Below are 26507 nucleotides of genomic sequence, written 5' to 3' on the forward strand. Positions count from 1 at the left end.
TTTGGAAGTGACCGGAGCGAGGCGTTCCTAGATCATTCCACCCCGCGCGCCGATGATCAGTTCCAATGACCGGAGCACAGCGAACGGTACAACGCCGCTGGTTCGCGGGTTTTGTGGTGATACTTTATTGCAGATTTCAAAGCGGTAATTCCCGCTGTTTCCGGAAGCCTCGATCAAGTGTGTCGTTAGCTCGGCCGCCGGGTCGGCTCTCACGGACACAGCCACAGCATCCCAGTCGTCTACCGCCAGGGCGACGGCGGCTGCCACGTTGAGCGACTTGGGGAACAATTGTGTGGCTCGGGCAGCGGGACCATGGAAGATTTCGATGGGACCGGGGGTATTCCGAATTCGATCGGCCTCAGCCTCGTCCATCCATGGCTGAATCAGGGAACCCGGGAGCTTCGTCGTCGTAATCATGACGGCGTCATAGCCAGTCGCGCGGGCCCCCGACGCCAACAGGTCCAGGCCACCTATGGAGCCCGGGGTCAAGAAAAGTCTGCCAGGACCTGCGGCCAACAATCGCTGTGAGAGGTGTGGGTCCGCAAGCGCCCCGATTGATGTAGCGAGCAGGTCTACGCCCGCAGAAAGCACAGCCTCGCCATGCTCAATCAACACCTCCTGCCCGGCACATTCAACCAAGACGTCGCAGCGCTCCAGCGCATGCTCCATCTCGAACTGGGGTGCCGGCGCGTTGTCTATGGCGCTGCGGCAAATGATTCCCTCAAGGGTGGCCCCCTTGACTTTTCCAGCTGCAATGTCGGCAGCAACACGAGCCCCAATGGCTCCGTGTCCGATGATTCCGATCCTGCGGGGTCCTGGCTTCATTCGATTCCTTGCTTGATGGAGTGGATGGACGAACCCGCGCCGTGATCGCCTAGACGTTCAGGGTAAGTTCGTCCGCGGAGGAAGCCTTCGGGTCATAGGCGACGATGGAGGCTTCTGTTTTCTTCAGTAGCACCGCCAGTTGGTCGATCTCCTTGGAGGTCAGGCCGGCGAGCATATTGCGCTGCGTTTCCAGATGCTTTGAAATGACCTCGTCAATGAGTTCTTTGCCATGGTCCGTCATCTGGGCGTAGACCACCCGACGATCCTCTTTCGACCGAACCCGCTCAATGAGGTCTTGTTCCTCCATACGGTCCAGACGAAAGGTGATGCCGCCCGTGGTCAGCATGGACGAACTGGCTAGTTCACCAGCAGTCTTCCGGTGCGGAGGGCCGGAACGACGCAAGTTCGCCAGAACATCAAAGGATGCCAACGTGAGCCCGTACTCCTCATAGTTCACATCCTGCACAGCTCGCTGCCGTGCCACCAAGCTCTGCAAGCGGCCAAAGACGCCGATGGTTCTGGGATCAAGGTCCGGGCGTTCGCGGTGCCAGTCCTCAATAATGGCGTCCACGGCATCCGTGTCAGTGTTCTGCGATTCAGTGGTCATGCGCACTCTCTCCTTCATTCGGTCTAAGCATCTTAACACTGAGCTTCCCAACGAAGGCAGCAATTAGGAGCACTTTCCACCGGGGTCTTGCAGCACGCCCCAGTATATCTTAGTCTTGAGATAGTTAGAGTCGAGAGAGATTGAACCACCTCGGCTCTTGCGAACTCTGGCAATAACCAATCCGAGAGAGGTCCATCATGAGCGACGTTATCGAAAGCAAGTTACCGGAACTTGAGGAGCTGATTGATTCGGCCATCGCCTCCCGTGAGAGCCGGGTTGTTGACTTCAATACCCTGAAATTCCAGACCAAAATGGGTGAAAAATTCCGACGCGGACAGGTCCGCTACATCGGTTCCGGAGCTACCGGAGACCACTCAGACGACAACAACATCCTTCAAGCGGAGCACTTCACCTTTTCCAACATGGTGCTGCCCGCCGGATGCGTAGGTCCTGAGCACACGCACCCGGACGTCGAAGAGGTGTTCTTTGTCCTCGAAGGAGAGGTGGAGTTCAGCGTGCACGACGTGGAAGACGGCAACAAGAAAGCAAGCCGCGTGCTGGGCTACCGCGATCTGATCCGGGTCCCGGCCGGGGTTCCACGGAGTTTGCGTACGGTCAGCGATGTTGACGCGATTATCTGCGTGATCATCGGCGCCAAGAAGCCGGAGATCCCGTTCTACCCTCCCACCTCGGAGATGTACGGCGTGACCCGCTAGATCTTCGAGAACCCGGGTACCGGCCGATGTGGCCGGTACCCGGGTTTTGTTTTGCTGAATTGGTTGGGACACACGACAAAAAAGAACCTGCAGCTCGAAGAACTACGAGCTGCAGGTTCTTTGGGCTAAACGACTCCCTCTGAAAGAATCGCTGCCTGGTTCTGGGCATCGGCATCATGGACCCGACGGATCCTGGCTACTCCAAGATCGTGCTGATACAAGTGCTCATCCTTGTCCGCATCTGCAGCCAGCGCCTCCAACAGTTCCCGGTCCTGTTCCAAAACCGCCCAGTGCTTTTCTTCAAGGGTTGTCTTGTACATGAATCGCCAAACGTCCCGTTCCCAGTCCGAAACGGTCCGGGTACGCCAGTGGAAAACGGCGGAGGTATGGGCATCAATAGGAGTGGACATTCCTACAATGCCAAACGAACCCCCGGGACCTGCCGAATCAGCATACGGGATCTCCAGATCCACGTAATCCATGGCTTCACGGCAGTACTCCACCCAGTCAAAGTTCTTGCCGCGCTGGTCCGTTTTCTCGAAGAAGAATCCCCGATCGGTCTCGCGGATACGGAAACGGGCACTGGTATCACCACCAAACATGGAATGCGAGTCACGGTGGAGGAACGCACCGTGCATCGGGTCCAGGACGTTGTCCATGTAGAAACGCCACGGACTGTTCCATTCAGCGTAGTTTGAGAACCATGAGACCTCGGGGTTGTCCAGGCGATCGGGCAGTTTGAACGCCGTCACCACGGAGTCCTCGGTCAATGGCATGAAGGCAAAGATCATGTCAGCGCCTTCCTCCACGGCCAGCGATGCTGTGACTGTCTTACCCTCAAGCGCGCAACCCGGCATGCCCGGAACCGAAACCACGGTGCCGCGGCCGTCCACCTGAACGCCGTGGTATTTGCATGCCACCCGGTCCCCCAGGTGTTGGCCCACGGACAAGGGGGCGCTGCGGTGGGGACAGCGGTCCTCCAACATTCGGATTTGCCCCTTGGCATCGCGGAACAGGAGCCAATCTACGCCTAGGCGTCGGACTTTGACCATGTCGCCGGGACCTACGAACCGGGACGGGTACATGGGATACCAGCGATCCCTCAGTCCTGTCGCTGCCAGTTCTGCGGCATCGAGTTGGCGCCGGGTGCCGACGACAGTTTTGGTCTTGGCCCTGCCGGCTCTGACTCCGGCGGGGCTTGCCGTTACAGTTGCAGTTGTCATGTCCTACTCTCCCAGTCGTCGCATTTCGGAACGGAATCGGGTTTCATCCCACGGTTCACCGTCAGGGGCGTTCAAGCCCAAATTGTTCAGGCCCGAGACGATGGCAGGCAGTTCGTGGCTACCACTGGCGAAAATCTCGGACAGGGCTCCGGCGAGCTTCAGCTCGTAAGGATTGGGCGGACCCACCCGGGACTGGTTGGCTTCAAGATATTGCTCAGGCACTGCGTTCCTCCTGGGTTTCGGTGACGGTGTGCAGACCTTCAGCGATGTTCATGAAGGACCTGCTCCACTCGTTGAATGAGTGAGATCGGCTCTGGTGTGCTGGAACGGCGGTGTTGTCGATGATGACAAAAACCCCGTTCCTGATTCCCCCGGCGATGCTTTGCGGTATGGAGATATCGGCGTCCAGGTCAGGGGCGGCGGCAATGACCAACGACGGCGCCCGCACCCGCCGGAGCGTGGCCACGAATCCCTCAACCGACGTGTCCACCAGGGGGTCGCCCAGGATGACACTCTTGATCTGCTCTGGATGCACTGCAGCGAGCATGATGGCCCCGTACGCGGCTGTTCCGCTGGCAAGGATATGAGCTGGACCGGCCGTTGACTCGTAGAGGGCCGACGAGGCCGCTTCAACCCACTCATCCATATGGCTGGGCGGACCGGTGACGTCCAACGTCATGCCGATCCCCGGTTCCCAGGCACGGGCCCCCAACGCGTCAAGCTGTTGGGCGAACCATTCGGCTGCTCCCCCGCCGCCGTGCAAACACACGACGTCGTGCTGCGGCACCACCTCGCCTGGCTCATGGACAGGGCGCGGATCTACTTCCGTACTTGATTTCATGTGCTCTCCTGCTCCTCTACTGATGTGGGGTTGGAATATGCACCGGCGGAACAAATGCACCCGGTACGGGATCCAGAGCGGTGACATCGATCTCGATCACCGCAGGCCCCCGCACCGCGAGTGCTTCCACTAAGGCCCCATCAAAGGAACCTGGGCCGCGCACCCGCCAGAACGGCAGGTTCAGTGACTGGGCGAGCAAAGCAAAGTCCGGTGTATGCAGGTTGACTCCTGCCTCCGCGAAGCCGTTGGCTTTCTGCATGTTGCGCAGAACCCCATAGCCGCCGTCATTGAACACGAGCACCACGCACCAGACCCCTGAGCCGGCAAGGGAGGCAAGTTCACCAAGATGAACGGCGAGGCCGCCGTCGCCGGCAATAACCACCGTGGGAACGCCCGGGCGGGCGCAGGCCGCCCCAATGCCCATGGCCAAACCTTGGCCGATGCCGCCTCCCACCGGAAAGATGTTTGTTTCGCGGGAGTACATCTCAAGAAGGCGGTTACCCCACTGGCTGGAGGGGATGGTCACATCACGTGCTACCACGGATTCCCGGTCAAGGCGGTCCCTGAGGCTGTGGCAGATTTCCGCATAACCACCGATGTACTCAGTCAAGGTGGCCCGTACCTCGAGGCGTACATCGAGCACCCGCTGTGCCCACGCTGCGTCCACAGAATGGCTACCCAACTGGCTGATGATCGCCTGCAGAATTGCCCGGGAGTCGCCCACCAGGCCCACAGTGGCCGGATACACCCTGCCCACTGCTTCAGGATCTAGGTCCAGCTGGATGTGAGTGGCGGGCAGTTTGAGCGAATAATGCTGCGTCTCGTTGGAACGGAAGTGCGTGCCGACACTCAACAAGACATCAGACTCTTCGATCAGCCCGACAGCGGCGGCGGTGGTAGCAAAGTTGCCGATGACAAGATGGTCATCTTCCGGAACCACACCCCGTCCCGAGTTGCTGGTCAGGAGTCCTGCGCCCAAAATGTGCAGCAGAGCCGTAAGTTCCTTGTCTGCCCCTGCCGCTCCTCCGCCAGCCCAGATGAGCGGGCGTTTGGCACCTGCCAGGAGCCGGACCGCTTCGGCGACCGAACCGGCGTCGTCATCTGGTAAAGGCTTCACCTGCGCGTCGATCGGGCGCTGATCATCCGGGTGGGCCAAGTACTGCAAATCTGTTGGCCATTCGATGCTGGCCGGTGTGTGAGGCGAAGAGAGCAGGTGTGCGATTGCCTCCTCCAGGTCCGCCTCCGCGTCCTTGCCATTAAAAATGGTGCGGGCATAACCGGAGACCGCATGGAGCATCTGCAACTGGCGTGGAACCTCATGGATCACTCCACGGTTGCTACCCATGAATTCGCTGTCGATCTGGCCGGTAATGTGCAGCACGCGGCTTCCCGCGGTGAGCGCCTCCACCATTGAACCGGCGGCGTTGCCGGCTCCCGTACCAGTGCTGGTCAGGGCAATCCCGATCTTGCCGGAGGCCCGGGCATAGGCGTCAGCCGCGTTGACTGCGGCGGCCTCGTGGCGGACGGCAACAAAGTTCAGCTCCCTGTCCACTGCCTCGACGAGGGGAAGATTGTGGATGCTGATCACCCCGAAGGCCGTATCGATGCCGTGCCGACGCATTACACGGACCAGGACGTCACCGCCTGTTGGCCCCCTCGGGACCGTTGCTTGTGTCACTGACATATCTGGATCTCTTTCGTGATGAAGTTCCGCTGGCTAGACATAGCGCCCAACGCCACCGCCGACGTCGATGGTTGCTCCTGTGGTGTAGCCGCTGAGGGGCGAGAGCAGCGAAACAATATGGAAGGCCACCTCCTCAGCAGTGCCGAAACGGCCCAGCCGGATGCCGCGGTTGGCAGCGATCCCGGCACTCCAGGCCTTGTAGTCGAGCTCGGAGTCGGCTTCCTCGAAGCGCCGCCGCCACTGGCCGGTGTCCACCAAACCGAGTAGCACTGAGTTCACCCGTGTTCCCTCTGTTGCCAGGTCTTCGGCAAGGGAATGAGTGAGGTTCAACAGTGCGGCGCGTGCAGCAGAGGTGGCAGCCAGGCGTAACTCCGGCTGACGGGAGAGGATCGCGTTGACGTTGACCACCGAGCCGTGTGGTGAGGCATTCAGGGCAGATCTGGCGGAACGTACCATGTTCAAAACCCCGAAGATCTTCAGGCTGAACTCATCACGCAACTGCTGGTCCGTGGTGTCCTGGAGTGTGGCCATCAAGGAACGGCCGGCGTTGCAGACCAGGCCATCAACGGCGCCAAACCGATTCAATGTGCAGGCGATGAAGCTGTTGGTGGCGTCTTGATCCGTGACGTCGCACGAAGCAAGGTAAATCGAGTCCTTATCCGCCCAGGAGAATTCGTCGAACGCGGCGGACAATCGGCCGGCGTCACGTGCACAGGCGGCAACCCGGGCACCTTCGCTCAGCAAATATCGCGCAGTGGCAAGGCCGACGCCGGAGCTCGCCCCGGTGACAACCACCGTGCGGTCCTTCAATTGCAGGTCCATGTGTGGGACTCCTTGTTAGTGTTTTTGTCCGCTGCAGGGCGGTTCGGCCCAGCGATTTCAGTGGCCAGCGGCTTCAGTGGCTCATGACGAAGCCGCCATCCACCACGATGGTCTGGCCGGTGATGAAGCCTGCTGCATCGGATAGGAGGAACTGAACGGCGCCTGATACGTCCTTGGGTTGTTGGTCCCTTGGCAGCACGCGGTTCTCTTCGTAGAGGCGGTAGCGTGAGGCCGGCACTGACTCGGTGGCTTCCACCCGGGTCAGGCCCGGAGCAACCGCGTTGACGCGGACTCCGGCTGGTCCCGCGTCGCGGGCCATGGTCCGGGTCATCGCAAGGACAGCTCCTTTTGATCCGACGTAGTGGACCAACCGTGGAGAGCCGTAAAGCGCTGCGTCTGAGGCGATGTTGACTATGGAGCCTCCCGGGCTTTGTGCCAGCTGGTGGTAAAGGTGTTTGCTGACCAGCCAGGTCCCGTAGGCATTGACGGTCATCACCCTCTGGAAAAAGGCTTCGTCCAGTTCCCAAAAAGTGTCACCGCCTACGCCGTCGGCCAGTGCCGCATTGTTGACCAGCGCATCGGCGCCGCCCAGCTGCTGGACCGCAGCGGCCAGGTCTGCCACTGAGACTTTGTCAGCGATGTCGGTAATGACGGCTGTAGCATCGAAACCCCGACCGCGGAGTGCTGCGGCAGCTTGCTCGGCGAGGTCGGGGTTCTTCTCGGCTATGACTATCCGGTCTCCGCTACCTGCCAATCGTTCGGCGATGTCGAAGCCAAGTCCCCGCCCGGAACCAGTAACCACCACGAGGCGCGTCATCGAAGGTCCTCCCAGAAGGCGAGGATGGCAGCGGACATCTCCAGCGGCTTTTCCTGCACTGCGGCGTGCCCTGCACCTGGAATGATGCCCAGCGTGGCGCCAGGGATGTTCTCTGCAAGGACCCGGGATTCCGCCACGCCCGTGATCACATCGTCCTGGCCTACTAAGACCAGCGCCGGGATACGGAGCCGAGGCAGAAGGTCCGTCGTGTCGCACTGCGCCATCATGGTGGCGGCCGATGCAAAACCCGATAGGCGGACTGCGGCCATGTCCGCCCGCACAGCTTCGGCCACCCATGCCGGGGCTGACGGGGAGACCAGTCTTGCCGCTCGCCGGGCCGCAAGGATTTCGGGACCGACGGCGGCCAGTTCCGGAACGCGCGCCAGCATGCGTTGCGCGGCGGTCCGGGTAATGCCCGAACCCCGGGTGCTGTCCGCCAGCACAATGGAACGCACTGCCTCAGGTGCTTGAGCGGCTATCCGGGTGGCGATCACGCCTCCCCATGACGTGCCGATCAGGTGGGCAGGGCCAACATCCAATGTGGCCAGGATGTCCAACACCAAAGCAGGATGATCCAAGCCTTCCGGTGGAGCTGATGATTCACCGTAACCGGGTGCATCCCAGCAAAACGTCTGGAATCCGTGTGTGCTCAGCAACTGAGCCAGGGCACCACAGGAAGACGCGGCCCCTCCGATGCCGTGCATGAGGAAGACAGGAGTGCCTTCCCCGCGAATAACCAGGGAGACCCCATGGACAGTTTTCCGGCGTTCGGCAACAGTCGACCCTGTGTCGGTGGCTGGCGGCAACGAGGTGCTACGCATGGGCTTTTTCAGCAGCAGGAGTTTCCGGCATGGAGAAGTAGTCCTCACGTTCAGGGACCACCAGCGACTTATACCCGCTGTCCGGAATGCCAGCCATGGCGCTTCGGACCGCGGTAGTGGGCGGACCTGCAGTTCCCCACTGGTCGGACAGTTCCGGCGTCCGCTCCCAAGTGCGGCACAACCAACTGTCCTCGTCCACCTGGGCTACTTCGGAGGTATATTCGCACACCAGGCCTGAGGGGTCTGTGAAGTAGGAAAACGTATTGTCACCCGGACCGTGCCGGCCCGGCCCCCACTGGGGCGCGATGTTGTGCCGCTTGAGGTTGCCGATGCCGCGCATGAAGTGATCAATGCTCTGCATCTCGTAAGCCACATGATTGACCGAGGTCCAGGGAGCCTGGTTGAACGCGATGGCATGGTGCTCGCTGTTGCACCGCAGGAAGGCCATCTGGTGCTCGGACCAATCTGAAATCCGCATTCCCAGAACCTGCGTATAAAAAGCCGTTGCGCGGTCAATATCCACGGTATTGAGCACCACATGGGCGATCTTGCGTGGAAGCGCCCGCCGACCTGCAGGTTCCTGGCTGACAACCGCGTGGACGTCGGCGGACAGCTCCACCAGCCTGCCTTCGGGGTCCACCAACTGGAGACCGTAGCCGCCCGCAGCATCATCCAAAGGGCCGGGCTCACGGAACAGCGGAATCCCCAAGGCGGTGAGCTTGGTGGCGGCACGGTCAACGTCCTGCGGCGTGGCCAAGGCGAAAGAAACACCGCCCAAGGCATTCTGCTCGCCTCTTTCCAGCCTCAGGATGTGATGTTCGGAACCGGTTCCGCGGAGCCAGAACTTGTCAGTGTCCTCCTCCACGGTGGAAAGGCCCCAGACTTCATGGTAGAAATCCCTGGCTGGCCGGGTGTCGGGCACTTTCAGGGACACAGAACGCAGCGACCGCAGATTGCAGACAGGCTCTGCTGAGAAATAGTTCATGGGAATCAACCTTCAGTCGAGTGATGTTCGTACTAGAGATCCAAAATCAGGTCCCGGGACCGGCAACGTGAGACGCAAACAAACATTGATTTGTTCTCGGCCCGTTCGGCCGGGGAAAGCAGGAAATCACGGTGCTCAACGTCCCCGTCGATGACTCCGGTTTCACAGGTTCCGCAGATGCCCTCTGCGCATGAGCTGGGAACGTTGATACCGGCGGCGTTCAGGGCCTCCAGAACTGAAACATCGGGCCCAACGGCAATCCGCTGACCAGTGCTTTGGCAGATGACGTCGAAACTTGTCTGATCGAGTTCCGGCCCGGGAACGATGTCCGGTGCTTTGAACCGCTCAATTCTCAATTGCGATTCGTCTGCCATGGCGCCGGCTACAGCTTGCATCAAAGACTCAGGGCCGCAGGCATACACCAGTGCTTCAGGCGGGAGCGAGCCGACTGCCTCGGAGAGATCCGCAAATTTGCCATCAGCTTCGTCGGCGGCGTGGATAGTTATCCGCTGCCGGGGCAGGCCTGAAATCTCCGGCAGGAAAGCCATGGTTGAACGTGACCGGCCCGTATATAGCAGCGACCAATCAGCTCCCACTGATTCCAACCGCCGCACCATGGAAATGATCGGGGTGATGCCAATACCGCCAGCTACCAGTGCATAGCGCCCGGCATGATCAAGGTGGAAGTTGTTGCGCGGACCCTCAACCTTAATCAGTGTTCCCACCGGGAGCTCATCATGGATGAGCCTGCTGCCACCGCGGGAATCGGGCGTTCGCAGCACGGCCACAGTCCAGCTTGTGAGGTCTTCAGGGTCCGAACACAAGGAGTATTCGCGAGTGAGCCCATTGGGCAAGTGCAAGCTCAGGTGGGCGCCGGGAAGCCACTGCGGGAGCGCCGCCCCGGCGGGATCAACAAACATCATCCGGATGACGCCGTCGGCTTCCCAGGTTTTCTGGTGCACCCTGAGTGTCAGCATTTTCGGTTCGGGGACATCAGGGGTCACCGCCGCACGGTTCTGAATTTCCACGCTCATTGGTCTTCATTTCCTCCGGTGCGCGATTGCTTCGATTTCCACCGTGGCTCCATAGGGCAGGGCAGCGACCTCCACAAACGAACGGGCCGGGCGCGGCGACTCGAACAGCACTTCGTAGTGCATGTTGGCTTCGTCCCGCAGCGTCACGTCCGTGACGAAATAGGTGGTCTTAATAACGTCAGCCAAGGACATGCCGACGCTTTCCAGTCGTTCGGAGAGCCTCGCGGCTGCGGCAACCAGCGCTTCAGAGCGACCGGGTACGGCAGTACCACTTTCATCCACGGACAATGCGCCGGAGATAAAGCCGAATCCCCCGGCCACAAAGGCGGGGCTGTAGGGGTGAGCATTCATTGACGTACCTTTCGAACGCAGAATGGTGGCAGCCTGTCCGGCTTAGTTACCGGCCCATGGGATGGATGCACCCGAGAGGTCTATGTAGATGCTCTTTTGGTGCATATAGGAACGAATGCCGTCCCGGCCCTTTTCGGTGCCCAGACCGCTTTCCTTAAGCCCGCTGAACGGGGTGGAGATACTGAATTGTTTGTAGGTGTTGACCCAGACGGTGCCGGCCGAAACGGCCCTCGCTGTGCGCCAGGCCAGGCGGTAGTCAGCGGTCCAGATTCCGCAGGCCAAACCAAAAACACTGTCGTTGGCTTGGAGGATGAGATCGGCTTCATCGTCAAACGGCAGGATCACCGCCACGGGCCCAAAGATTTCCTCTTGGCAAATAACGTCCGAGTTGCTCACACCGGCAATGATGGTGGGCTCGTAAAACGCACCGGCTTGGAGCCGGAGCTCCTCGGGCGCGGCGCCACCGCAGAGGATCTGCGCACCAGCCAGCCTCGCGTCTTCAACCATCCTGGCCACGGCGTCCCGGTGGGCATGGGCAACCAATGGCCCAACTTGAGTGCTGGGGTCCGTTCCTGGTCCGATTCGCAGAGCTTCGGCACCCTTGACCAGTCTTTCGACGACGGCGTCGTAGACCGATCGCTGAATGAAGACGCGTGAGCCGGCAATGCAGCTCTGACCGCTCGAAGAGAAGATGCCATAAAGCACGCCGGCCACAGCCTGGTCCAGGTCGGCATCGGCAAAAATAATGGTGGGCGATTTCCCGCCCAGCTCCAAGGTAATCGGCATGATTTTCTCCGCCGCAATATGGCCCAGTTGGCGTCCCGTGGAAGTGCCGCCCGTGAAGGAAATCTTGCCAATGTCCGGGTGCCGGGCAATCGCGTCGCCGACCACCCGGCCGGGGCCTGGAAGGACAGAAAGCAGACCTGCCGGAAGTCCTGCCTCCTCACAAATGCGTGCCAACAGGAGCGAAACCCAGGGAGCCCAGACGGGTGGCTTCACCAGAACCGCGTTTCCCGCCGCGAGTGCCGGAGCAACTTTTTGTGCGTCACTGGCAATCGGCGAGTTCCATGGCGTGATGGCTCCTACTACGCCGATCGCCTCATATGTGGACATACTGAGGTAGTTCCCGCGAGGGGACGTCAGTGCGTCTTCCATGGTTTCCAGAGCGGATGCAGTGAAGCGGAAGGTGGCCGCCGCGCTCATGGCCAGCGCCTTGGTTTCCGCGAGTGTCTTACCTGTATCCAGCGTCTGCAGTTCGGCAATGCGGTCAGCGTTGGCCTCAATCGCTGAGCTGATGCGGTGGAGGACAGCGGCGCGTTCGTGAGGGAGCTTCTTTGCCCACCCGGACTCTTCCACGGCTTTCAGTCCGGCAGCCACCGCGGCGTCCACATCCGCCGTCGTTGCTCCATGGAGGGTGGCGAACACCTCTGAGTTGGCGGGGTTGACGGATTCGATCAGTGCACCGCTGCCTCGGGTCCACACGCCGCCCACATAGATTTCATCCCGGGTATCAAGGGTGTCCGTACTCATTTTCGGCTTCCGTTCATCTCTCTGTCATTCCCACGGCGTGAATTCATGCGTGCCGCCCAGGTGTGGCGAGTGCCAATCCTGTGAACTACGTCATACCAAAACAATATCAGTAGTAAGATACTTTCTGTCAAGATATTTAGGTTCAAAGTTAATTGGGTTTTGAACCTTTGTGCTCCAGCGCACCTCTGTGGATCGGCTCGCTGGTGTGTGCCAAGGGCAGGCCTGAGCTTTGGTTTTTGGCAGCGATGATCTCCGCCATGATGGAAACTGCGGTTTCGGCGGGCGTGGAAGCAGAAAGGCCCAAGCCGATGGGCGAGCGGAGAGGTGCCACCGACCGATCGGTGTGGCCCAAGCCAATCAGCCGCTCCCGGCGGTCACAGGCAGTCCGGCGTGAGCCCATCGCGCCGATGTACGCAAAACCGTGTCTTAGAGCTACATCAAGGACCGGAACATCGAACTTGGCATCATGGGTCAACACACAGATCGCGGCATCCGGGGCGAGCCTTCCCAGAGCGATTTCTTTCTGCAGGTAGCCTGCCGGTTGATCGATCACGATCTCATGGGCTGAGGGAATCCGCTCGGCCGTTGCGAAGACAGCACGGGCATCGCAAACAGTGATGTGAAAGCCAAGGAAAGCCCCCAACTGGGCCAGCGAGGCGGAGAAATCGATGGCCCCGAAGATCAGCAGCCTTCGGGCAGGACGGTGGACATCGATGAGCAAGGACAGCGGCTTTACGGTACCGGCATCCGCCAGGAGGGTGACCGACGTCGTGCTTCCGGAGGCTATTGCCTCCCGGACTGCAACCCCGGCGGCGCGGACGGCATCGGCAGCCAGTACGGAACCTTCAAACAGCTCTTCAATATCCGCAGTTTGCAGCACCAGTTCGGATCGACCCACCAGCTCGGGCCCGCCGTCGAAGATGGTGACCATGGCGCAAGGCAGATTTTCGTTCAGCGCCCTCTGCAGTGAAGCAAATTGTGGGCAGGAGGCCGGAGCGTACTTTTGGATGAAAATCTCAACACTGCCACCGCACGTCAGCCCGATGCCGAAACCGTCGTCATCTGAAATGCCAAATCGGTGAAGCTCCGGGACCCCGCTGGCGAGGACCCCGGCTGCTGCTTCGATCACACTTGCCTCAATGCATCCACCCGAAACGGAACCGACCGGCGATCCGTCTTCAGTGACAAGCATGGACGTTCCGACTGCCCGTGGCGCGGAGCCCTCCGTGCGGACCACCGTGGCCAAAGCGACATGTTGATCGCCCGGCAATGATTTCTCCAGCGTCTCCATCACCTCACGCATTTCCATCAGCCCCGTCTTGGCGCAAACGTGCAGCGCGGATGCCGTTGTAGACCCGTTCAGGTGTCATGGGCAACGACGTGAGCTGCGCCCCGGTGGCATCAGCGATGGCCTGGGCAATCGCTGGCGCAATGGGAAGCATGCCACCCTCGCCCATCCCTTTGGTCCCAAAAGGTCCGGCCCCATGGCCCTGTTCCTGGGTGATGGAAGAAAAGCGCCGGGGAATGTCCTCAGCCAGCGGCACCCGGTAGAGGAGCGCCTCACCGTTAAGCAGCTCGCCGTCGTCGTACCGCAGTTCCTCGAAGAGTGCCTGGGCCAATCCGAAGACCGCGGCGCCCTCGTCCTGGCCGCGGCAACCCAGCTTGTTCACCACCTTGCCGGCGTCTCCACTGACCACCAGCTGCAAAATCTCCACCCGGCCGGTTTCCGGATCAACCTCCACTTCGGCAGCTGCCCAACCGATCTCCCAAAAAATGCAGGGTGCTTCCAGGGGTGCGCTGCTGGAATTACGGGCCTTGTAGTAGCCGTCCGCCGTGAACTCGAATCCTGTTCCGCCGAATCTGTCCATAATCAGCGGCGGGAGCTCATAGGCGATGCCTTCAGCATCGACGATGCGCCAGTTGTCCAAACGGATCGACTGCCGGTCCAGCATCAGGTATTCGGCCGCCGTATCCAGAACGGAACACTTCACCCGCTCTGCAGCCTGCAGCACGGCATGACCCATGACCGCGATTCCGGAAGAGGCGTTGGTGCCTTGGTCGAAGGGGGTGTTGTCGGTGTCAATAGCGGCATACTTCACCCGCTTCGGATCGCATCCAAGCGTCTCCGCCACGATCTGGCACAGCGCCGAATGACCGCCTTGCCCCATTTCCACCAGGGCGCAATTCAGGATCACGTCGCCGTTGGTGGTCACCTTCACCCGGGCCTGGGCAGGCTTGTTGACGCCACCACCATCTTTGATGCCGATGGCCACTCCCATGCCCCGATTACTTGAGCGCGTGCGGTCGCGATAACCGATGGCGTCCGCAACCAGGTTCAGGCCATGCTTGAGGTCCGAATCGATGGGCGTTTCTCCTGGTACGAACTCCTCCCCCAACTCCTTGGCGTTCTTGAGTCGAAGCTCCAGGGGATCGAAACCCAGCCGCTCGGCGATCAGGTCAACTTGGCGCTCACTGGCCCAGGTGGCTTGGGTTGCGCCGAAACCACGGTAAGCGCCGGCCGGGACGGTGTTGGTGATCACTGCTTGGCAGAGGGAATCAATCCGTTTCCAGCGGTAGGCCCCGGGCATCCGATACCCCCGCTTTCTCTGCCACCAGCGGACTGGCATCCGCGTAAGCCCCACCGTTAAGCAGCACCCGCGACTGGCGCGCCATGAACTCACCGTCTGCCTTGAGCCCGGATTTGACCGTGAGGACGGCGTCATGCTGGCTCAGTGTCAGGAAGACTTCTTCTGTGCTCATGCAGTAACGCACCGGCCGCCCAGCAGACAACTGCGAGAGCCGGATGGCGATCGCCTCCGTTTTTGGGCCGTTCTTGGCACCAAAGCCGCCGCCCAAGAGCGGGACGTTGACCCGGATGTCGTTTTCAGGCAGCCCAAAAACCCTCGCCAGTTCCTTGCGCATCGGGAAAGGGCTTTGAGTCGAGGTCCACACTTCGATTTGGTTCGCTGTCGCCTCGGCAACCGTGGCAAAGGGCTCAAGGTGCATGTGGTTCATGCGGGAGAAGGTAAAGGTGTCCTCGAAGATGAAGTCGCAATCCGCCCAGACGCTCTCCTCTCCCGTTACGTAGCGGAATTCGTAGCTCACGTTGTGGGCAGTGTGTGCCGCCCCCGAGGCCCCATCGCCGTACTCGGGATAGGCGGCGAAGGGCTGGTCGGGAAAAATGGCAGGTGCGGAGGACTCCATCGCAGCTCTTACATCAAAGACAGCCGGTAGTTGCTCGTACTCAACACGGATCAAATCCAGTGCCGCGAAAGCGGTGCGTTCATCCACGGCAGCCACGGCAGCAACGACGTCGCCAACGTAGCGGACCGCGTCCGTGGCAACAATCGGCTGGTCTTTGACGTAGGTACCGTATGAATGCAATCCATGGATTTCCTCGCGGGTGACCACGGCAGTGACTCCTGCCAGGGAGCGGGCGGCCGAAGCATCGATGCTGAGAATCCGTGCGTGCGCATGAGGGCTCCGCAGGACCTTCGCGTGAAGCATCCCGGCCTTCTCGATGTCCACTGTGTAGATGGCGCGCCCGGTGACTTTGGCGGTGCTGTCCAGGCGCGGGCGGTCGCGTCCGACGATCGGCGAATCGTGCGGCGTGGAAGGAATGACGATCCCGTTCATTCGGATGCCTGATCCTGCTGCTTGGCCCGAGCCAGCTCTGCAGCACGCTCCACGGATTCCAGGATCATCTCGTAACCCGTGCACCGGCAAGTGTTCGAACTTATCCAGTCCCGGATCTCTTCCCGGTTCGGTTGCGGATTTTGCCGCAGCAGCGCTGTGGTCACCATCAGCATGCCGGAGGTGCAGAAGCCGCATTGGAAGCCGCCGCATTCGCTGAATGCCTGCTGCTGGGCACTCAAAGTGCCGTCTTGGGCAGCCAAGCCCTCAACCGTTTCAACACGCGCACCGTCAATGTCGAAGGCGAACGTGGAACACGCAGCCACAGGAAGGTCGTCAACCAAAACAGTGCAGGCGCCGCAGACACTTCGCTCACACGACGCACGGACCCCTTGCTTACCGCAACTGTTGCGCAGCAAATCCAAGACCGTAGTACTCGTGGGAACAGAACGCATTTCCGGGCTTCCATTCAGCTCAAATTCAACCTTGTGGGTGAAGGTTTCCTGGCTTGATTCCGGTGATTCAAGGCTCATGGCTGGCTATCCTTTCCTTTGGTTACCGGTTGCTTCGGCAAGAAGACTGCGGCAGAGAACCCCCACCAGGTGTCGGCGGTAGTCGATGGACCCCGTGTAGTCGCCCGCCTCATCCGGAAGCTGAGCCGCCAGAACCTCGCCCACAGCAACCGGGTCGAGCTCGGTGATGTCAGTGGCCTCGGAAGCATGTGAGAGGACAAAAGGCCGCCGGTATTCACTGCCACACACGGCAGAAACGGTGAGGCCAGCCACCGCGTTCTTTCGCACCGCGAGGGACACGGTGCTGAGCGGGCGCATCGAGCGCTCGTAGCCGAACCACAGCAGGGAGGCAGTGTCGACCGTGACGGCGGTCAGAATACCTACATTGCCAAGTGTCCGGTCCCAGAGTGACGACACGGGCAGGGTTGTAATGTCGCCGCCATGAAACTGCATCTGCCCACCCAAGGCCGACAGAATGACAGGCATTTCGTATCGATATCGACGCGAAAGGAGATTGCCCCCGAGGGTGCCGCGATAGCGGATTCGAACTGTGGCAATTGATCCCCAAGCTGCCGCCAGGGCAGGGACCGTGGATAGTATGTCCGGGCTTCTGCTGCCTTCAGCGTGGCTCACCGAAGAGCCAATGCTCAGAACCCCGGCATTATTCGAAATTGCCCGCAATTCCTTGATTCGTTGCACGGAAATCAGAACTTCCGGCTCCAATCCCTCACGAAATTGAGCCACCAGATCCGAACAACCCGCCGCAATCACAGCTTCTGGATGCTGCCTGGTTAGAGCCACAGCTTCTCCGAGCGAAGTAGGCCGATGCAAAATAAATGGTGGAAGGGCGGACTGGCTCTGGGCTATCAGCCCCGCCCCTAATTTCTGGCCTCGCATTGGTCAGCCTTCTTTCGCTTTCGCCCGGTAGGGCTTCTGTCACGGCATCCTCGCCGTGACAAAACGTGAGTTCCATATCAACCAGCCGGGCGACCCGCAACAGGCCACCCGGCATGGCCGCACCAACTTCTACGCCGGGCGGTCGCCCTTCAGGGTGACCCGGTGCATCAGCCGGTAGTGCGGGTGGTAGTCCCCCACCGCATAATGTTGGGTGGATCGGTTGTCCCAGATCACCAAGGAGTTCGGTTCCCAGCGGAAACGAACCTGGTATTCCGGGGTCCTGGCGAGGTCGGTGAGCATGTTTCTCAGCGAATCCCCCAGCTGGGTGGAAATACCCGTAAGCCGGGTGGTGAACAACGCATTGACGTAGACAAGCTTGCGGCCGGTTTCCGGATGCTTACGCACAACTGGGTGCGTCATGGGTGGATACTTCCGCCGGGTATCCTCGTAGCGCGCGTCGCCGTCGGGCCCCTGGCGGACAACTCCCGTGAGCTCCTTTTCCCAGTCGTGCACTCCCTCAAGACCGTCGATGACGCTTTTCACGTTCTCCGGCAGAGCGTCATACGCGGCGGTCATACTCGCCCAGAGCGTATCTCCGCCGCAAGGCGGAATTTCCTGTGCGTGAAGGCAAGTAGCGGAATTCGGCGTAGCCTGCCAGGTCAAGTCCGAGTGCCAGACGTCGGTCCCCGCAGCCCGGCCACGCGACTCCAGCACCTCAATGTGCGGATATTCGGGCAGGGAAGGGAAGAATGCGCTTACTTCCTGGGGGTCGCCGAAAACCTTGGCGAATTCGATTTGATCATCCGGCGTGATGTGCTGATCGCGGAGAAACAGTACTTGGTGCTCAAGGAAAGCTTCCCGTAGTTCCGTCCGGCATTCCGGCGTGATCTCTTCACGTAGATCCAGTCCATGGATGTACGCCCCGATAGTGGGTGTTGCTCGTTCCAGGGTGAATGTTTTGAACTGTTGGTCGTTGCCGCTCATGGTAGTTCCTTCCTATGTTTGCGTTTGATATGGCGCCCGTCTCTGTCATCGGTGACTGGCCTGTCATCGGTTACTGGTCAAGACGAGCCGTTCCTGCTGAGGATTGCTTTGTGAGAACTCACTCCGAATACGTGGATGCGGGGACCTCATCAACCCCGGTCGCATCGCTGCGTCCCCCAGCCCGCGATGCCTTCTTCCGGATGACCCGTCCGAGCAAAACAGCGCACGTTATGGACACCGTTCCGGCAACGAAGACGTAAAGCGAAGTTGAGACAGATGCACTTGTTGCAGCAAACAGGGCACCGGCAATAAGGGGCGCAATGGCGCTGCCGAAGAGATTGCCGAGCGTCGTAGCCAAGGACAGTCCGCTGTAGCGGACCTTTGCGTCAAAGGCGGTGGAGAAGTATGCCGGCGAGAGTGCCCATGGGATATATACGGCCACCGTTGCCGCAACGTAGCACACGGCGATGAGGCCATAAGTGCCCCCATCAAGGGCAAAGTACAGCGGGAACGCAACCACGACGATGAGCGCAAGACCCCACAAGTACACCCGTTGCCCGCCGAATTTATCTGAGAGCGCACCGGCGATCGGGGTAACCACGAAGCCAATCGCGGAGGTGACGATCACCAGGACCAACATCGCCGTCGAATCCAGATCTCCGGACCTCCCTGCGTAAACAAAGTTGTACACGGTGATCAGGTAGAAGAAGATTCCCGGTGCCAGACTTGCGCCGGCTACAAGAAACACTTGCTTGGGGTGTGTCCGAAGCACCTCGACTACAGGCAGACGCACAACGCCGTGGTCAGCCTTGACGCGATCGAACTCCGGGCTTTCCGCGACCTTCACACGAATAACAAGGCCAGTGATAACCAGTACCGCGCTGAGCAGGAAAGGCACCCTCCAGCCCCAGGCCATGAAGGCGTCCTCCGCCATAGACTCCAGGGGTATGTATAAGGTCATGGCCAGGATCAGCCCGACTGCAACGCCTGCCTGCGGCCAGCTACCGAAATAGCCCCGTTTGCCTTCGGGGGAATGTTCGGTAGCCATCAGCACTGCGCCACCCCACTCTCCCCCGAGTGCGAATCCTTGGGTCAGCCGCAGTATGACCAGCAGAATCGGGGCGAACACGCCAATCGAGTCGTATGTGGGCAGTAGTCCAATAGCTACAGTGGCAATGCCCATGATCAAAATGGTGAGGACCATCATCGGCTTCCGGCCTGCCCTGTCACCGAAGTGGCCGAAGACGATGGCCCCGATAGGACGGGCGACGAAGCCGGCCGCGAAGGTCGAGAATGCAAGCAGCGTCCCGGTTGTCGGGTCGAAGCCAGGGAAGAAAAGGTGGTGAAAAACGAGCACCGCTGCGGTGCTGTAGATAAAGAAGTCGTACCACTCGATAGTCGTGCCGATGAGGCTCGCGAAGGCGACCTTCCTCGGAGAACTCGCGCCCGATGGTTGTGCGACCACTGCACTCATATTGTGCCTCCAGGTAATTTTGCGAACAGTCGGCCCCGCTATGCGTGGACCCTGGTGATCAGGGCTGCCTAAGGCACCTGTCTCAGAATGAGATGTGAAGTGATGCAGATTACTTCAGTAGTCATTATCTTATGACTGAGATGCTTTGTGCGCAAGATCTCATTTCTAATGGAATGCCGCCGGAAAATTCAGACAGTCAGTGGACCTGAGGACGCGCACCCCTCACTGGGTCGTGGGAGCTATGAGGCCTCTGGCAATCTGTTCAAGAATTTCCTGGATGCCGCGGATATCCCGGAGGAACGGGGTGCGGACAACGCTGCTGACCACATGCAACGCGGCTTTGACCCGGGTCCTGACCACTTCCTGATCCGTGCCGGGGTAAACGTCCTGGACCAGCGAGGCGACATCGGTGATGTAATCACCCTGGGCCTCCATCAAGTTCCGCAACTCCCTCTCGGGAAGGTGCGGACGTTCAGACACTGCCAATTGCAGGAATTCCGGGCTTCCCAGTGAGAAGGCAATGTATGTCGAAAGGATGCGCTCCAGTGCCTCGGCTGCATCAGCGGCTTCAGTGAGGGCCCGCGACATGTCCATCCACCGTACTTCTTTGGCGCGATGCAGGGCAGCGGCAAGCATTTCCGCCTTGCTGTCGAAATGGCGGTAAATGCTGGGACCTGCGACTCCAACTTCGGCGCCGATGTCGTCCAGGCTGACGGCGTCAAAGCCGTTCGCCGCGAACTGTCGGATTGAGGCTGCCAGCAACGCCTCACGGCGGGTGCGCGGCAAGTCAATAGCCGCGCTACGGTGATTCGTCGCCGTTTCAATCGGGGGCATTGGCATGACCAGTACTGTGCGGGCGAGCGTGGTCAGCTGGGATTCTTCGTCCGCACGCGAAAGCCGATTTGGGTCCAACGACACGCTGATCATCGCTGCAAACATGGCCCACGCCCGCAAGTCGGCCTCGGAAGCGGGCAGCGCGGGGCTGCCGGACTGCAGTTTGCTGCTGATGGCGAACTTGATACCACTGGCAATATCGAAGCGAATTGCGGGCGGGAGATGGCGGGATTCACGCTCCCACAGCACGCCGTTCTCCCTGTGCACCAGAATTGCGCGGCCCAGCGACGTGATCAACTGCTCGAGGTCGCCGTCGGGCGTCTGGGTAACGCTATCCAAAACGGGCTGGAGGCTGGCCACCACTGCCTCGCGAAGAAGCTCGCCCTTGCCCGGGAAATGTCTATAGAGGGCGGATGGCTGCACTGCCATCGCCTTGGCCACGTCGGTCATGCTGACTTGGGGGTATCCCTTCTGCGCGAAGAGGTCACCTGCCGCAGCAAGTATCAAGGCGCGCCGGTTCCGCGGCCTAGTGCCGCGTTCCGGGGCGGTGGTGGACTTATTCATGTTCTCAAGATTAGTCGCATTCACTTATTGCGCAATAGCCCGCTACGTGCCAAAGTTTAAGAACAACCCGCGGATCACTGAACTTCACTTACAGACAAGCCAGTCGACGCGAGATAGTGATGCCTCACTGCGGCGGACCCGTGAAGGTTCCCGCAACACAAGCATCGGCCAGGAGTACCTCGGCGGCCGATGCTGATTCACTTACGGGACGCCATGGTGGCTCGTAGACCCAGAGAAACAACGCAAGAACGAGACACCCCGATGGACAGGATTTCCTGGGCGCTTGCGGCGCCCCTTCCGCGAGTTTCCCATCCACTCGATAACCCAAAGCACCGTCCCAACCCAAAGCACCGTCCCAACCCAAAGCACCGTCCCAACCCAAAGTTCAGTGCCGTGACAAAGGAGTCCCACATGAAACGACGTGCAATAGTCGCTGTTGCTGCACTCTGCGGCTTCGCAGCTCTCACAGGCTGCAGCACCGGGAATGACGCCCCCAACGCCTACGCCGTTAAGTCGGACATTCCGACGGCAGCAGCAATGGACCCTGCAGTCCTGGACGCCGCCCGCAAGGAAGGCTCGCTTCTGGTTTACGGCGAGGCGAACGAGGCGACCATGAAACCGGTCCTGGCTGCTTTCCAAAACCAGTATCCGGATATCAAGACCAGCTACATCAGCCTTGGCGGAACCGAAAGCTTCCAGCGCTACCTCAACGAGAAGGCCACCGGCGGAAAGACCGCGGATGTCATCGTCAGCCTGCAAGGCGCGAACTTCCTCGATCTGGTCAAACGCGGTGACATCCAGGACTTCACCCCACCTGCCGCCGCGCCACTGCCCGACTTCGCGAAGCTCGCCCCAGGGGTCTTCGCAATGGAACTGAACCCGGTCATGGCGCTGATCAACACCACCCTCCTGCCTGAATCCGAGCAACCCGATTCCCTTGAAGCACTCGCCAAGATGTCCAGCGACCCCAAGCTCGCAGGCTAGGCAAGAACACCAAGGTGGAAGCCAGTGCCGGACCCATGTTCAACAAACTCCTGCAGGGCGAGTACACCATGTCCTACTTCCAGTCCGGCGCTACCCGGCCGCTCCTCACCGGCGCTACCGCGAAGGTGCTGAACTACAAGTTCTTTAAGGACGGATCGCCCTTCATGCCGCGCGGTGCCGGAGCAACAACCGGGGGTAAGTCACCCAACGCGGCCAAGGTGTTCCTCAACTTCCTGATTGACAAGGCCGGCCAGACGGCCGGGTGTGCCGGCGGGTTCGCACCCTACCTGGACGGGGTGGACTGCCCGGTGAACCTGGCGAAGGTAACAGAGCAGTTGGGTGCGGAGAACATCAACATCGCCAGATGGGATGAGGCCTTGGTGAACGATGCACCGGCCTTCAAGAACCGCTGGAAGGAAGCATTCGGGCGATGAGCAGCTCCACCCTTACAGACCCCAAGGCCCCGCCCCCGCCGGGTGTTGGAAAAATCAAGCGGGCATGGCTGCCGGAGAAAGTCATCCACTACGGTGTCTGGATCCTCGCAGTCCTGCTGATCCTCGGCCCGATCGTGCCGATCGTCTGGTCATCACTCTGGTCCACCCCGCTCTACGAGGGCGGCGGCAGCGGCACCCTGGACAACTTTCGTAAACTGGCCACCGATCCACTTTGGTGGTCAGCCGTCGCCAACAGCCTGCAATTCGCTGTCTTCGCCACCATCGGGTCAGTTCTGGTTGGAACCACAGTGGCCTTGTTGGTAGCCCGCACCAACCTCCCGCTGCGGCGGCTCTACTCAGCCCTGATCGTCCTGCCCTTGGTTCTGCCTGGACTAGTGCTCATCGTCGGGTGGCAGTCGATGTGGTCGAAAAACGGATATGCCACACATCTACTGGAACAGTACACACCGTTCACTGTGCCCTTTGACCTCTACAGTGTTGCGGGAATGGTGGTCATGGGTACGGTCCTGGGCTCGCCTGTGGTCTATCTCTTTGCCCGGGGGACGCTGTCCTCAGGCGATTCGACACTTGAGGAAGCCGCCCGTTGCGCCGGCGCCGGCCCCCTCCGCGCCTTGCTCTCGGTGACCCTGCCGTTGCTGCGCCCGGCATTACTCAACTCCGGGCTGCTGGTCTTCGCTTTGGCGCTGGAAACACTGGGCATTCCCCTCATCCTTGGTACGTCAAAGAACATCGACATGATGTCCACTTACCTGTACCGGCAGTGGACTGGAAGCGCCGACGGCGGTGGAGGAGTTCTGCCTGCAGGTGCCGTCATGTTGTTGCTCGCCGTCACTTTGCTGCTGCTGCTGCGCAACCGCCTGGCAGGTGACCTCGCCCGCTTCACCACAACCGGTGGCAAGTCATCCAGACCAGCAAACGTCGTCAAATTAGGCCCCTTCGGCTGGCTGCTGTCCGCCGGCGTCGGAGTGGTTCTGGGTTGCGCAACCCTGGTTCCGCTCAGCGGTGTGGTTCTCGCCTCGCTCACCGCTGTTCTGACCCCGGCCATCAACCCCTTTAGCCTGCTGACACTTGACCACTTCTCGGCGATTTTGACCAACCCGCTCTACACAGGAGCTATTGGCAACAGCCTGCTGATTGCCACAGTTGGCGCCACAATCGCGACCGCCTGCATCGCCGTCATCGCATTGGTTGCCCACCGTTCCAGCTTTCGACTGCGCGGATCCTTGGAGCACATCGTGCTTTATCCCCGGGCCGTCCCAGGCCTGATCACCGGTATGGCCTTCTTCTGGACGTTTGCAATCCTGGACCAGTCCGGAACTTTCAGAGCCACACTTTGGGCCGTGGGAATCGCTTTCGGGGTCCGCGCGCTTGCCATGGGGTACGCCGCGTTCTACCCGTCACTTGCCGCGCTGGGCGCGGACCTGGACCGCGCCGCGCGCTCGGCCGGGGCAGATTGGTGGACGGCGATGCGCACCATCATTCTCAGCCTGCTGAGGCCAGCCATGGGCATCTCATACGTCCTGCTGTTTGTAGCAATGCTCAATGAAGCCGACGCCGCAGTTTTTCTGGTGACCCCTGAAACCCAGGTTCTGGGACTGGCCATGCTTCAGATCGCAGCAAACGGCCTCGGCGGCACCGTGGCCGCCCTCGGAGTCATCCAACTTGTCATCACCGCAGCTGTCCTGGGCGCAGGACGCATTCTGTTTGGAGTTCGCCCCAATGTCTGATCTGGTCATCACCAATCTCACCAAGAAGTTTGGCCGTCTGACGGTCCTGGACAACGTGTCAGTGACTGCTTCCGACGGGCAGATATTGACGTTGCTGGGGCCAAGCGGCTGCGGCAAATCCACAACTCTCTGGTCCATCGCAGGGCTGCTCAGGCCGGACGGCGGCAGCATTGTTGTGGGCGACCAGACCTTGTTCAACCATGGCTCCTCCGCCTTCCTGCCGCCGGAACGCCGCGACTGCGGCGTGGTTTTCCAGTCCTATGCCGTGTGGCCGCATATGAAAGTCCGCGACAACGTCGGGTATCCGCTGCGGCTGCGACGCTACAAGCCTGAGGCACTGCGCAGACGCGTCGATGAGGTACTCGAGTTGGTTGACCTCTCCGATCAGGCAGACCGTTTTCCGCATCAGCTCTCCGGCGGCCAGCAACAACGAGTGGCGCTGGCACGCGCGTTGGCATTCCCTCCGCGTTTGCTGCTCCTCGACGAGCCGTTCTCGAATCTTGATGCCAAGCTGCGGGAACGTACCCGCGATTGGTTGCTTCAGTTGCAACGCAAGATTGGCGTCACCACCGTTTTTGTGACCCACGATCAAGACGAAGCCCTGGCAATGAGCGACAGGATTGCGGTCATGTCTACCGGAACCGTCCGCCAGATTGGTACGCCGGAGCAGATCTACAACGATCCTGCCGATCTCTTCGTTGCTGATTTTGTCGGCACCAGCAACCTGCTGGAGGGAACAGTGATTGGCCGCGCGAAGGGGATCCTGACGATCAAGATCGACGGGTTGGATCAAGCGATCCACGTACCATCCGCAATTGATTCCGACGGCGTCGTGGTTGCCGTTCGTCCGGAAGCGCTGGCGTTGTTGCCTGACGATGCGTCGTCTGACGGCTACGAAATGACTGTCAATGGTCCTGTCCTTGACCGGTCATATCACGGCCATCATTTCCGGTACAGGGTGGGCGTCGGCGAGCAGGCCCTGGTGGTCGAAACCCGTGAGCGCACGGATTCCTCCCATGTGCGCGTGGGCATTCCACGGGACGGGTACAAGTTGTTCCGGCCCCGCACTGACCCGGCGCCCAGGGCCGCACAGTGATTCCCGTCGGATCAAGCTACCCCATCAGAATCGACCTCTTCAGCGACACTATTACCCGGCCAACAAAGGCCATGCGCCAGGCCATGGCAAACGCCGAAGTTGGGGACGAACAAAAGGGTGAAGACCCCTCCACCAACGAACTGGTTGCCCTGACACGTGAGCTCCTGGGCAAGGAGGAAGCTGTCTTCCTGCCATCAGGGACGATGTGCAACCAGATCGCCTATGCTCTGCACTGCCGCCCTGGAGACGCGATTCTTGTTGATGAGACCGCGCATTCGCTGTGCCACGAGGAAACCGGGGCGCCCGCCCTGGCCGGTGCCTTCTACAGGCCGATCAAAGCAGACCATGGTGTGTTCTCGGTTGCCCAACTTGAGGCGGCGCTCCGCCCTGAGGGCAGGTCATTCGCCCGAAACGCGGTGCTGTCCATAGAGCAGCCATCCAACCTCGGAGGCGGCACGTGCTGGTCGCTGGAGGGCATCACTTCAGTGACGAATATGGCACGGTCCCACCAGATCAAAACCCATATGGATGGCGCCCGCATGCTCAATGCGGTGGTGGCCACCGGCGTATCTGCCCGCGATTTTTGTGCCCCGTTTGACTCAGTCTGGCTGGACCTCAGCAAAGGACTGGGCGCCCCCATAGGAGCAGTGCTGGCCGGCGACGCTGATTTCATCAATGAGGCTTGGCGGCTCAAGCAACGGTGGGGTGGCTCCATGCGTCAGTCAGGCATTGTGGCGGCAGCGGGTACGTTTGCCCTCCGCAACAACGTGGACAGGCTCGCAGATGACCATGGGAATGCCCGTCTGCTGGCTGAACTGCTTTCCGTCCATCCTCAGATTTCAATCGACCCGCTGACGGTTCAAACAAATATTGTCCTCTTCGACCTGGTCGACAGTCCTGTCACGGCAGCAGTGCTGGTGGACCGCCTGATTCAGAAGAGCGGGGTCCGAATGGGCGCTTTTGGCCCGTCCACGATTCGTGCCGTGACCCATCTCGATGTTGACAGCGGTGACATACGGATCGCCGCTGATGCGATCAGGGCATTGCTGGACGAAATCCACTCAATGCCTACAAGCCAAAGGAGCTTCTGA

At 60.4% G+C, this 26507-nt stretch carries 27 protein-coding genes; 6 read left to right on the forward strand and 21 right to left on the reverse strand.

All coding sequences use genetic code 11. The features are described 5' to 3' along the window. Positions 1-27: 27 nt before the first annotated feature. Both AC1RJY_RS03695 and AC1RJY_RS03700 read right to left on the reverse strand, forming a co-directional pair. On the reverse strand, positions 28-825 hold the full coding sequence (locus AC1RJY_RS03695; RefSeq protein WP_014921736.1) for an aspartate dehydrogenase domain-containing protein: 798 nt from the start codon (positions 823-825) through the stop codon (positions 28-30). Between the two features lie 49 nt (positions 826-874). Then, positions 875-1432 (reverse strand): MarR family winged helix-turn-helix transcriptional regulator, encoded by a 558-nt coding sequence (locus AC1RJY_RS03700; RefSeq protein WP_498601407.1) that lies wholly within the window; start codon positions 1430-1432, stop codon positions 875-877. A gap of 197 nt (positions 1433-1629) precedes the next feature. Here AC1RJY_RS03700 and AC1RJY_RS03705 point away from each other — a divergent pair, with 197 nt between their 5' ends. Beyond that, positions 1630-2148, forward strand: a complete 519-nt coding sequence (locus AC1RJY_RS03705) for a cupin domain-containing protein (RefSeq protein WP_011774625.1) — start codon at positions 1630-1632, stop codon at positions 2146-2148. Positions 2149-2273: 125 nt separating this feature from the next. Here AC1RJY_RS03705 and AC1RJY_RS03710 read toward each other — a convergent pair whose 3' ends face one another. The 19 genes from AC1RJY_RS03710 to AC1RJY_RS03800 form a co-directional block, all read right to left on the reverse strand. Continuing rightward, positions 2274-3371, reverse strand: a complete 1098-nt coding sequence (locus AC1RJY_RS03710) for a Rieske 2Fe-2S domain-containing protein (RefSeq protein ID WP_498601408.1) — start codon at positions 3369-3371, stop codon at positions 2274-2276. A 3-nt stretch (positions 3372-3374) separates the two neighbouring features. Beyond that, positions 3375-3593, reverse strand: a complete 219-nt coding sequence (locus tag AC1RJY_RS03715; protein ID WP_011774623.1) for a recombinase-like helix-turn-helix domain-containing protein — start codon at positions 3591-3593, stop codon at positions 3375-3377. Then, entirely contained in the window at positions 3586-4212 is a 627-nt protein-coding gene (locus AC1RJY_RS03720) for an alpha/beta fold hydrolase (RefSeq protein ID WP_498601410.1), read from the reverse strand. The genes AC1RJY_RS03715 and AC1RJY_RS03720 overlap by 8 nt, the downstream gene beginning before the upstream one ends. A gap of 16 nt (positions 4213-4228) precedes the next feature. Further along, complete coding sequence (locus tag AC1RJY_RS03725; RefSeq protein ID WP_210063921.1) at positions 4229-5896, reverse strand: thiamine pyrophosphate-binding protein; 1668 nt, start codon at positions 5894-5896, stop codon at positions 4229-4231. Positions 5897-5929: 33 nt separating this feature from the next. Further along, the gene (locus tag AC1RJY_RS03730) at positions 5930-6718 is read right to left on the reverse strand and encodes an SDR family oxidoreductase (RefSeq protein WP_498601412.1); all 789 of its coding nucleotides are present in this window, start codon (positions 6716-6718) and stop codon (positions 5930-5932) included. A gap of 73 nt (positions 6719-6791) precedes the next feature. Beyond that, positions 6792-7535 carry a 3-oxoacyl-ACP reductase family protein gene (locus tag AC1RJY_RS03735; RefSeq protein ID WP_011774619.1) on the reverse strand — a complete coding sequence of 248 codons (744 nt, stop codon included), beginning with the start codon at positions 7533-7535 and terminating at the stop codon, positions 6792-6794. Continuing rightward, complete coding sequence (locus AC1RJY_RS03740; RefSeq protein WP_014921730.1) at positions 7532-8356, reverse strand: alpha/beta fold hydrolase; 825 nt, start codon at positions 8354-8356, stop codon at positions 7532-7534. The genes AC1RJY_RS03735 and AC1RJY_RS03740 overlap by 4 nt, the downstream gene beginning before the upstream one ends. After that, on the reverse strand, positions 8349-9341 hold the full coding sequence (locus AC1RJY_RS03745; RefSeq protein WP_498601414.1) for a VOC family protein: 993 nt from the start codon (positions 9339-9341) through the stop codon (positions 8349-8351). Before AC1RJY_RS03745 ends, AC1RJY_RS03740 begins: the two co-directional genes overlap by 8 nt. A 32-nt stretch (positions 9342-9373) precedes the next feature. After that, positions 9374-10375 carry a PDR/VanB family oxidoreductase gene (locus tag AC1RJY_RS03750; RefSeq protein ID WP_498601415.1) on the reverse strand — a complete coding sequence of 334 codons (1002 nt, stop codon included), beginning with the start codon at positions 10373-10375 and terminating at the stop codon, positions 9374-9376. Between the two features lie 6 nt (positions 10376-10381). Continuing rightward, positions 10382-10726 carry a RidA family protein gene (locus tag AC1RJY_RS03755; RefSeq protein WP_011774615.1) on the reverse strand — a complete coding sequence of 115 codons (345 nt, stop codon included), beginning with the start codon at positions 10724-10726 and terminating at the stop codon, positions 10382-10384. A 42-nt stretch (positions 10727-10768) separates the two neighbouring features. Continuing rightward, positions 10769-12256 carry an aldehyde dehydrogenase gene (locus AC1RJY_RS03760; RefSeq protein ID WP_498601416.1) on the reverse strand — a complete coding sequence of 496 codons (1488 nt, stop codon included), beginning with the start codon at positions 12254-12256 and terminating at the stop codon, positions 10769-10771. Between the two features lie 148 nt (positions 12257-12404). Continuing rightward, positions 12405-13565: an XdhC family protein gene (locus tag AC1RJY_RS03765; RefSeq protein WP_498601417.1), complete on the reverse strand. Its 1161-nt coding sequence runs from the start codon at positions 13563-13565 to the stop codon at positions 12405-12407. Then, positions 13552-14796, reverse strand: coding sequence for a xanthine dehydrogenase family protein molybdopterin-binding subunit (locus AC1RJY_RS03770; protein WP_498601418.1), 1245 nt, complete (start codon positions 14794-14796; stop codon positions 13552-13554). Before AC1RJY_RS03770 ends, AC1RJY_RS03765 begins: the two co-directional genes overlap by 14 nt. 16 nt (positions 14797-14812) lie before the next feature. Beyond that, positions 14813-15892, reverse strand: coding sequence for a xanthine dehydrogenase family protein molybdopterin-binding subunit (locus AC1RJY_RS03775; protein WP_498601419.1), 1080 nt, complete (start codon positions 15890-15892; stop codon positions 14813-14815). Then, positions 15889-16422 carry a (2Fe-2S)-binding protein gene (locus tag AC1RJY_RS03780; RefSeq protein WP_498601420.1) on the reverse strand — a complete coding sequence of 178 codons (534 nt, stop codon included), beginning with the start codon at positions 16420-16422 and terminating at the stop codon, positions 15889-15891. The genes AC1RJY_RS03775 and AC1RJY_RS03780 overlap by 4 nt, the downstream gene beginning before the upstream one ends. A 6-nt stretch (positions 16423-16428) precedes the next feature. After that, complete coding sequence (locus AC1RJY_RS03785; protein WP_014921726.1) at positions 16429-17298, reverse strand: FAD binding domain-containing protein; 870 nt, start codon at positions 17296-17298, stop codon at positions 16429-16431. Between the two features lie 129 nt (positions 17299-17427). Continuing rightward, the gene (locus AC1RJY_RS03790) at positions 17428-18282 is read right to left on the reverse strand and encodes a TauD/TfdA dioxygenase family protein (protein ID WP_498601421.1); all 855 of its coding nucleotides are present in this window, start codon (positions 18280-18282) and stop codon (positions 17428-17430) included. A 118-nt stretch (positions 18283-18400) separates the two neighbouring features. Then, positions 18401-19756 (reverse strand): MFS transporter, encoded by a 1356-nt coding sequence (locus AC1RJY_RS03795; protein WP_014921724.1) that lies wholly within the window; start codon positions 19754-19756, stop codon positions 18401-18403. Between the two features lie 222 nt (positions 19757-19978). After that, entirely contained in the window at positions 19979-21154 is a 1176-nt protein-coding gene (locus AC1RJY_RS03800) for a TetR/AcrR family transcriptional regulator (RefSeq protein ID WP_014921723.1), read from the reverse strand. A 411-nt stretch (positions 21155-21565) separates the two neighbouring features. On the opposite strand from AC1RJY_RS03800, the gene AC1RJY_RS03805 reads away from it, so the two are divergent. The 5 genes from AC1RJY_RS03805 to AC1RJY_RS03825 are packed head-to-tail and all read left to right on the forward strand — an operon-like array spanning position 21566 to position 26507. Continuing rightward, entirely contained in the window at positions 21566-22138 is a 573-nt protein-coding gene (locus tag AC1RJY_RS03805; protein WP_498601423.1) for an extracellular solute-binding protein, read from the forward strand. A 14-nt stretch (positions 22139-22152) separates the two neighbouring features. Next, complete coding sequence (locus AC1RJY_RS03810; protein WP_498601424.1) at positions 22153-22572, forward strand: hypothetical protein; 420 nt, start codon at positions 22153-22155, stop codon at positions 22570-22572. Next, the gene (locus AC1RJY_RS03815; RefSeq protein ID WP_498601426.1) at positions 22569-24320 is read left to right on the forward strand and encodes an ABC transporter permease; all 1752 of its coding nucleotides are present in this window, start codon (positions 22569-22571) and stop codon (positions 24318-24320) included. Before AC1RJY_RS03810 ends, AC1RJY_RS03815 begins: the two co-directional genes overlap by 4 nt. Beyond that, positions 24313-25416, forward strand: coding sequence for an ABC transporter ATP-binding protein (locus tag AC1RJY_RS03820; RefSeq protein WP_498601428.1), 1104 nt, complete (start codon positions 24313-24315; stop codon positions 25414-25416). Before AC1RJY_RS03815 ends, AC1RJY_RS03820 begins: the two co-directional genes overlap by 8 nt. Further along, a complete protein-coding gene (locus AC1RJY_RS03825) occupies positions 25413-26507 on the forward strand; it encodes a threonine aldolase family protein (RefSeq protein WP_011774605.1) in 1095 nt (364 codons plus the stop codon). The genes AC1RJY_RS03820 and AC1RJY_RS03825 overlap by 4 nt, the downstream gene beginning before the upstream one ends.

This window comes from Arthrobacter sp. GW822-FHT05G07, from assembly GCF_058799755.1.

Excerpts from the sequence above, each read along its gene's own strand:
- AC1RJY_RS03695 (WP_014921736.1), bottom strand. The coding sequence starts at position 825 with ATGAAGCCAGGACCCCGCAGGATCGGAATCATCGGACACGGAGCCATT.
- AC1RJY_RS03700 (WP_498601407.1), bottom strand. The coding sequence starts at position 1,432 with ATGACCACTGAATCGCAGAACACTGACACGGATGCCGTGGACGCCATT.
- AC1RJY_RS03705 (WP_011774625.1), top strand. The coding sequence starts at position 1,630 with ATGAGCGACGTTATCGAAAGCAAGTTACCGGAACTTGAGGAGCTGATT.
- AC1RJY_RS03710 (WP_498601408.1), bottom strand. The coding sequence starts at position 3,371 with ATGACAACTGCAACTGTAACGGCAAGCCCCGCCGGAGTCAGAGCCGGC.
- AC1RJY_RS03720 (WP_498601410.1), bottom strand. The coding sequence starts at position 4,212 with ATGAAATCAAGTACGGAAGTAGATCCGCGCCCTGTCCATGAGCCAGGC.
- AC1RJY_RS03725 (WP_210063921.1), bottom strand. The coding sequence starts at position 5,896 with ATGTCAGTGACACAAGCAACGGTCCCGAGGGGGCCAACAGGCGGTGAC.
- AC1RJY_RS03730 (WP_498601412.1), bottom strand. The coding sequence starts at position 6,718 with ATGGACCTGCAATTGAAGGACCGCACGGTGGTTGTCACCGGGGCGAGC.
- AC1RJY_RS03735 (WP_011774619.1), bottom strand. The coding sequence starts at position 7,535 with ATGACGCGCCTCGTGGTGGTTACTGGTTCCGGGCGGGGACTTGGCTTC.
- AC1RJY_RS03740 (WP_014921730.1), bottom strand. The coding sequence starts at position 8,356 with ATGCGTAGCACCTCGTTGCCGCCAGCCACCGACACAGGGTCGACTGTT.
- AC1RJY_RS03745 (WP_498601414.1), bottom strand. The coding sequence starts at position 9,341 with ATGAACTATTTCTCAGCAGAGCCTGTCTGCAATCTGCGGTCGCTGCGT.
- AC1RJY_RS03750 (WP_498601415.1), bottom strand. The coding sequence starts at position 10,375 with ATGAGCGTGGAAATTCAGAACCGTGCGGCGGTGACCCCTGATGTCCCC.
- AC1RJY_RS03755 (WP_011774615.1), bottom strand. The coding sequence starts at position 10,726 with ATGAATGCTCACCCCTACAGCCCCGCCTTTGTGGCCGGGGGATTCGGC.
- AC1RJY_RS03760 (WP_498601416.1), bottom strand. The coding sequence starts at position 12,256 with ATGAGTACGGACACCCTTGATACCCGGGATGAAATCTATGTGGGCGGC.
- AC1RJY_RS03765 (WP_498601417.1), bottom strand. The coding sequence starts at position 13,565 with ATGGAAATGCGTGAGGTGATGGAGACGCTGGAGAAATCATTGCCGGGC.
- AC1RJY_RS03775 (WP_498601419.1), bottom strand. The coding sequence starts at position 15,892 with ATGAACGGGATCGTCATTCCTTCCACGCCGCACGATTCGCCGATCGTC.
- AC1RJY_RS03780 (WP_498601420.1), bottom strand. The coding sequence starts at position 16,422 with ATGAGCCTTGAATCACCGGAATCAAGCCAGGAAACCTTCACCCACAAG.
- AC1RJY_RS03785 (WP_014921726.1), bottom strand. The coding sequence starts at position 17,298 with ATGCGAGGCCAGAAATTAGGGGCGGGGCTGATAGCCCAGAGCCAGTCC.
- AC1RJY_RS03790 (WP_498601421.1), bottom strand. The coding sequence starts at position 18,282 with ATGAGCGGCAACGACCAACAGTTCAAAACATTCACCCTGGAACGAGCA.
- AC1RJY_RS03795 (WP_014921724.1), bottom strand. The coding sequence starts at position 19,756 with ATGAGTGCAGTGGTCGCACAACCATCGGGCGCGAGTTCTCCGAGGAAG.
- AC1RJY_RS03800 (WP_014921723.1), bottom strand. The coding sequence starts at position 21,154 with ATGAATAAGTCCACCACCGCCCCGGAACGCGGCACTAGGCCGCGGAAC.
- AC1RJY_RS03805 (WP_498601423.1), top strand. The coding sequence starts at position 21,566 with ATGAAACGACGTGCAATAGTCGCTGTTGCTGCACTCTGCGGCTTCGCA.
- AC1RJY_RS03815 (WP_498601426.1), top strand. The coding sequence starts at position 22,569 with ATGAGCAGCTCCACCCTTACAGACCCCAAGGCCCCGCCCCCGCCGGGT.
- AC1RJY_RS03820 (WP_498601428.1), top strand. The coding sequence starts at position 24,313 with ATGTCTGATCTGGTCATCACCAATCTCACCAAGAAGTTTGGCCGTCTG.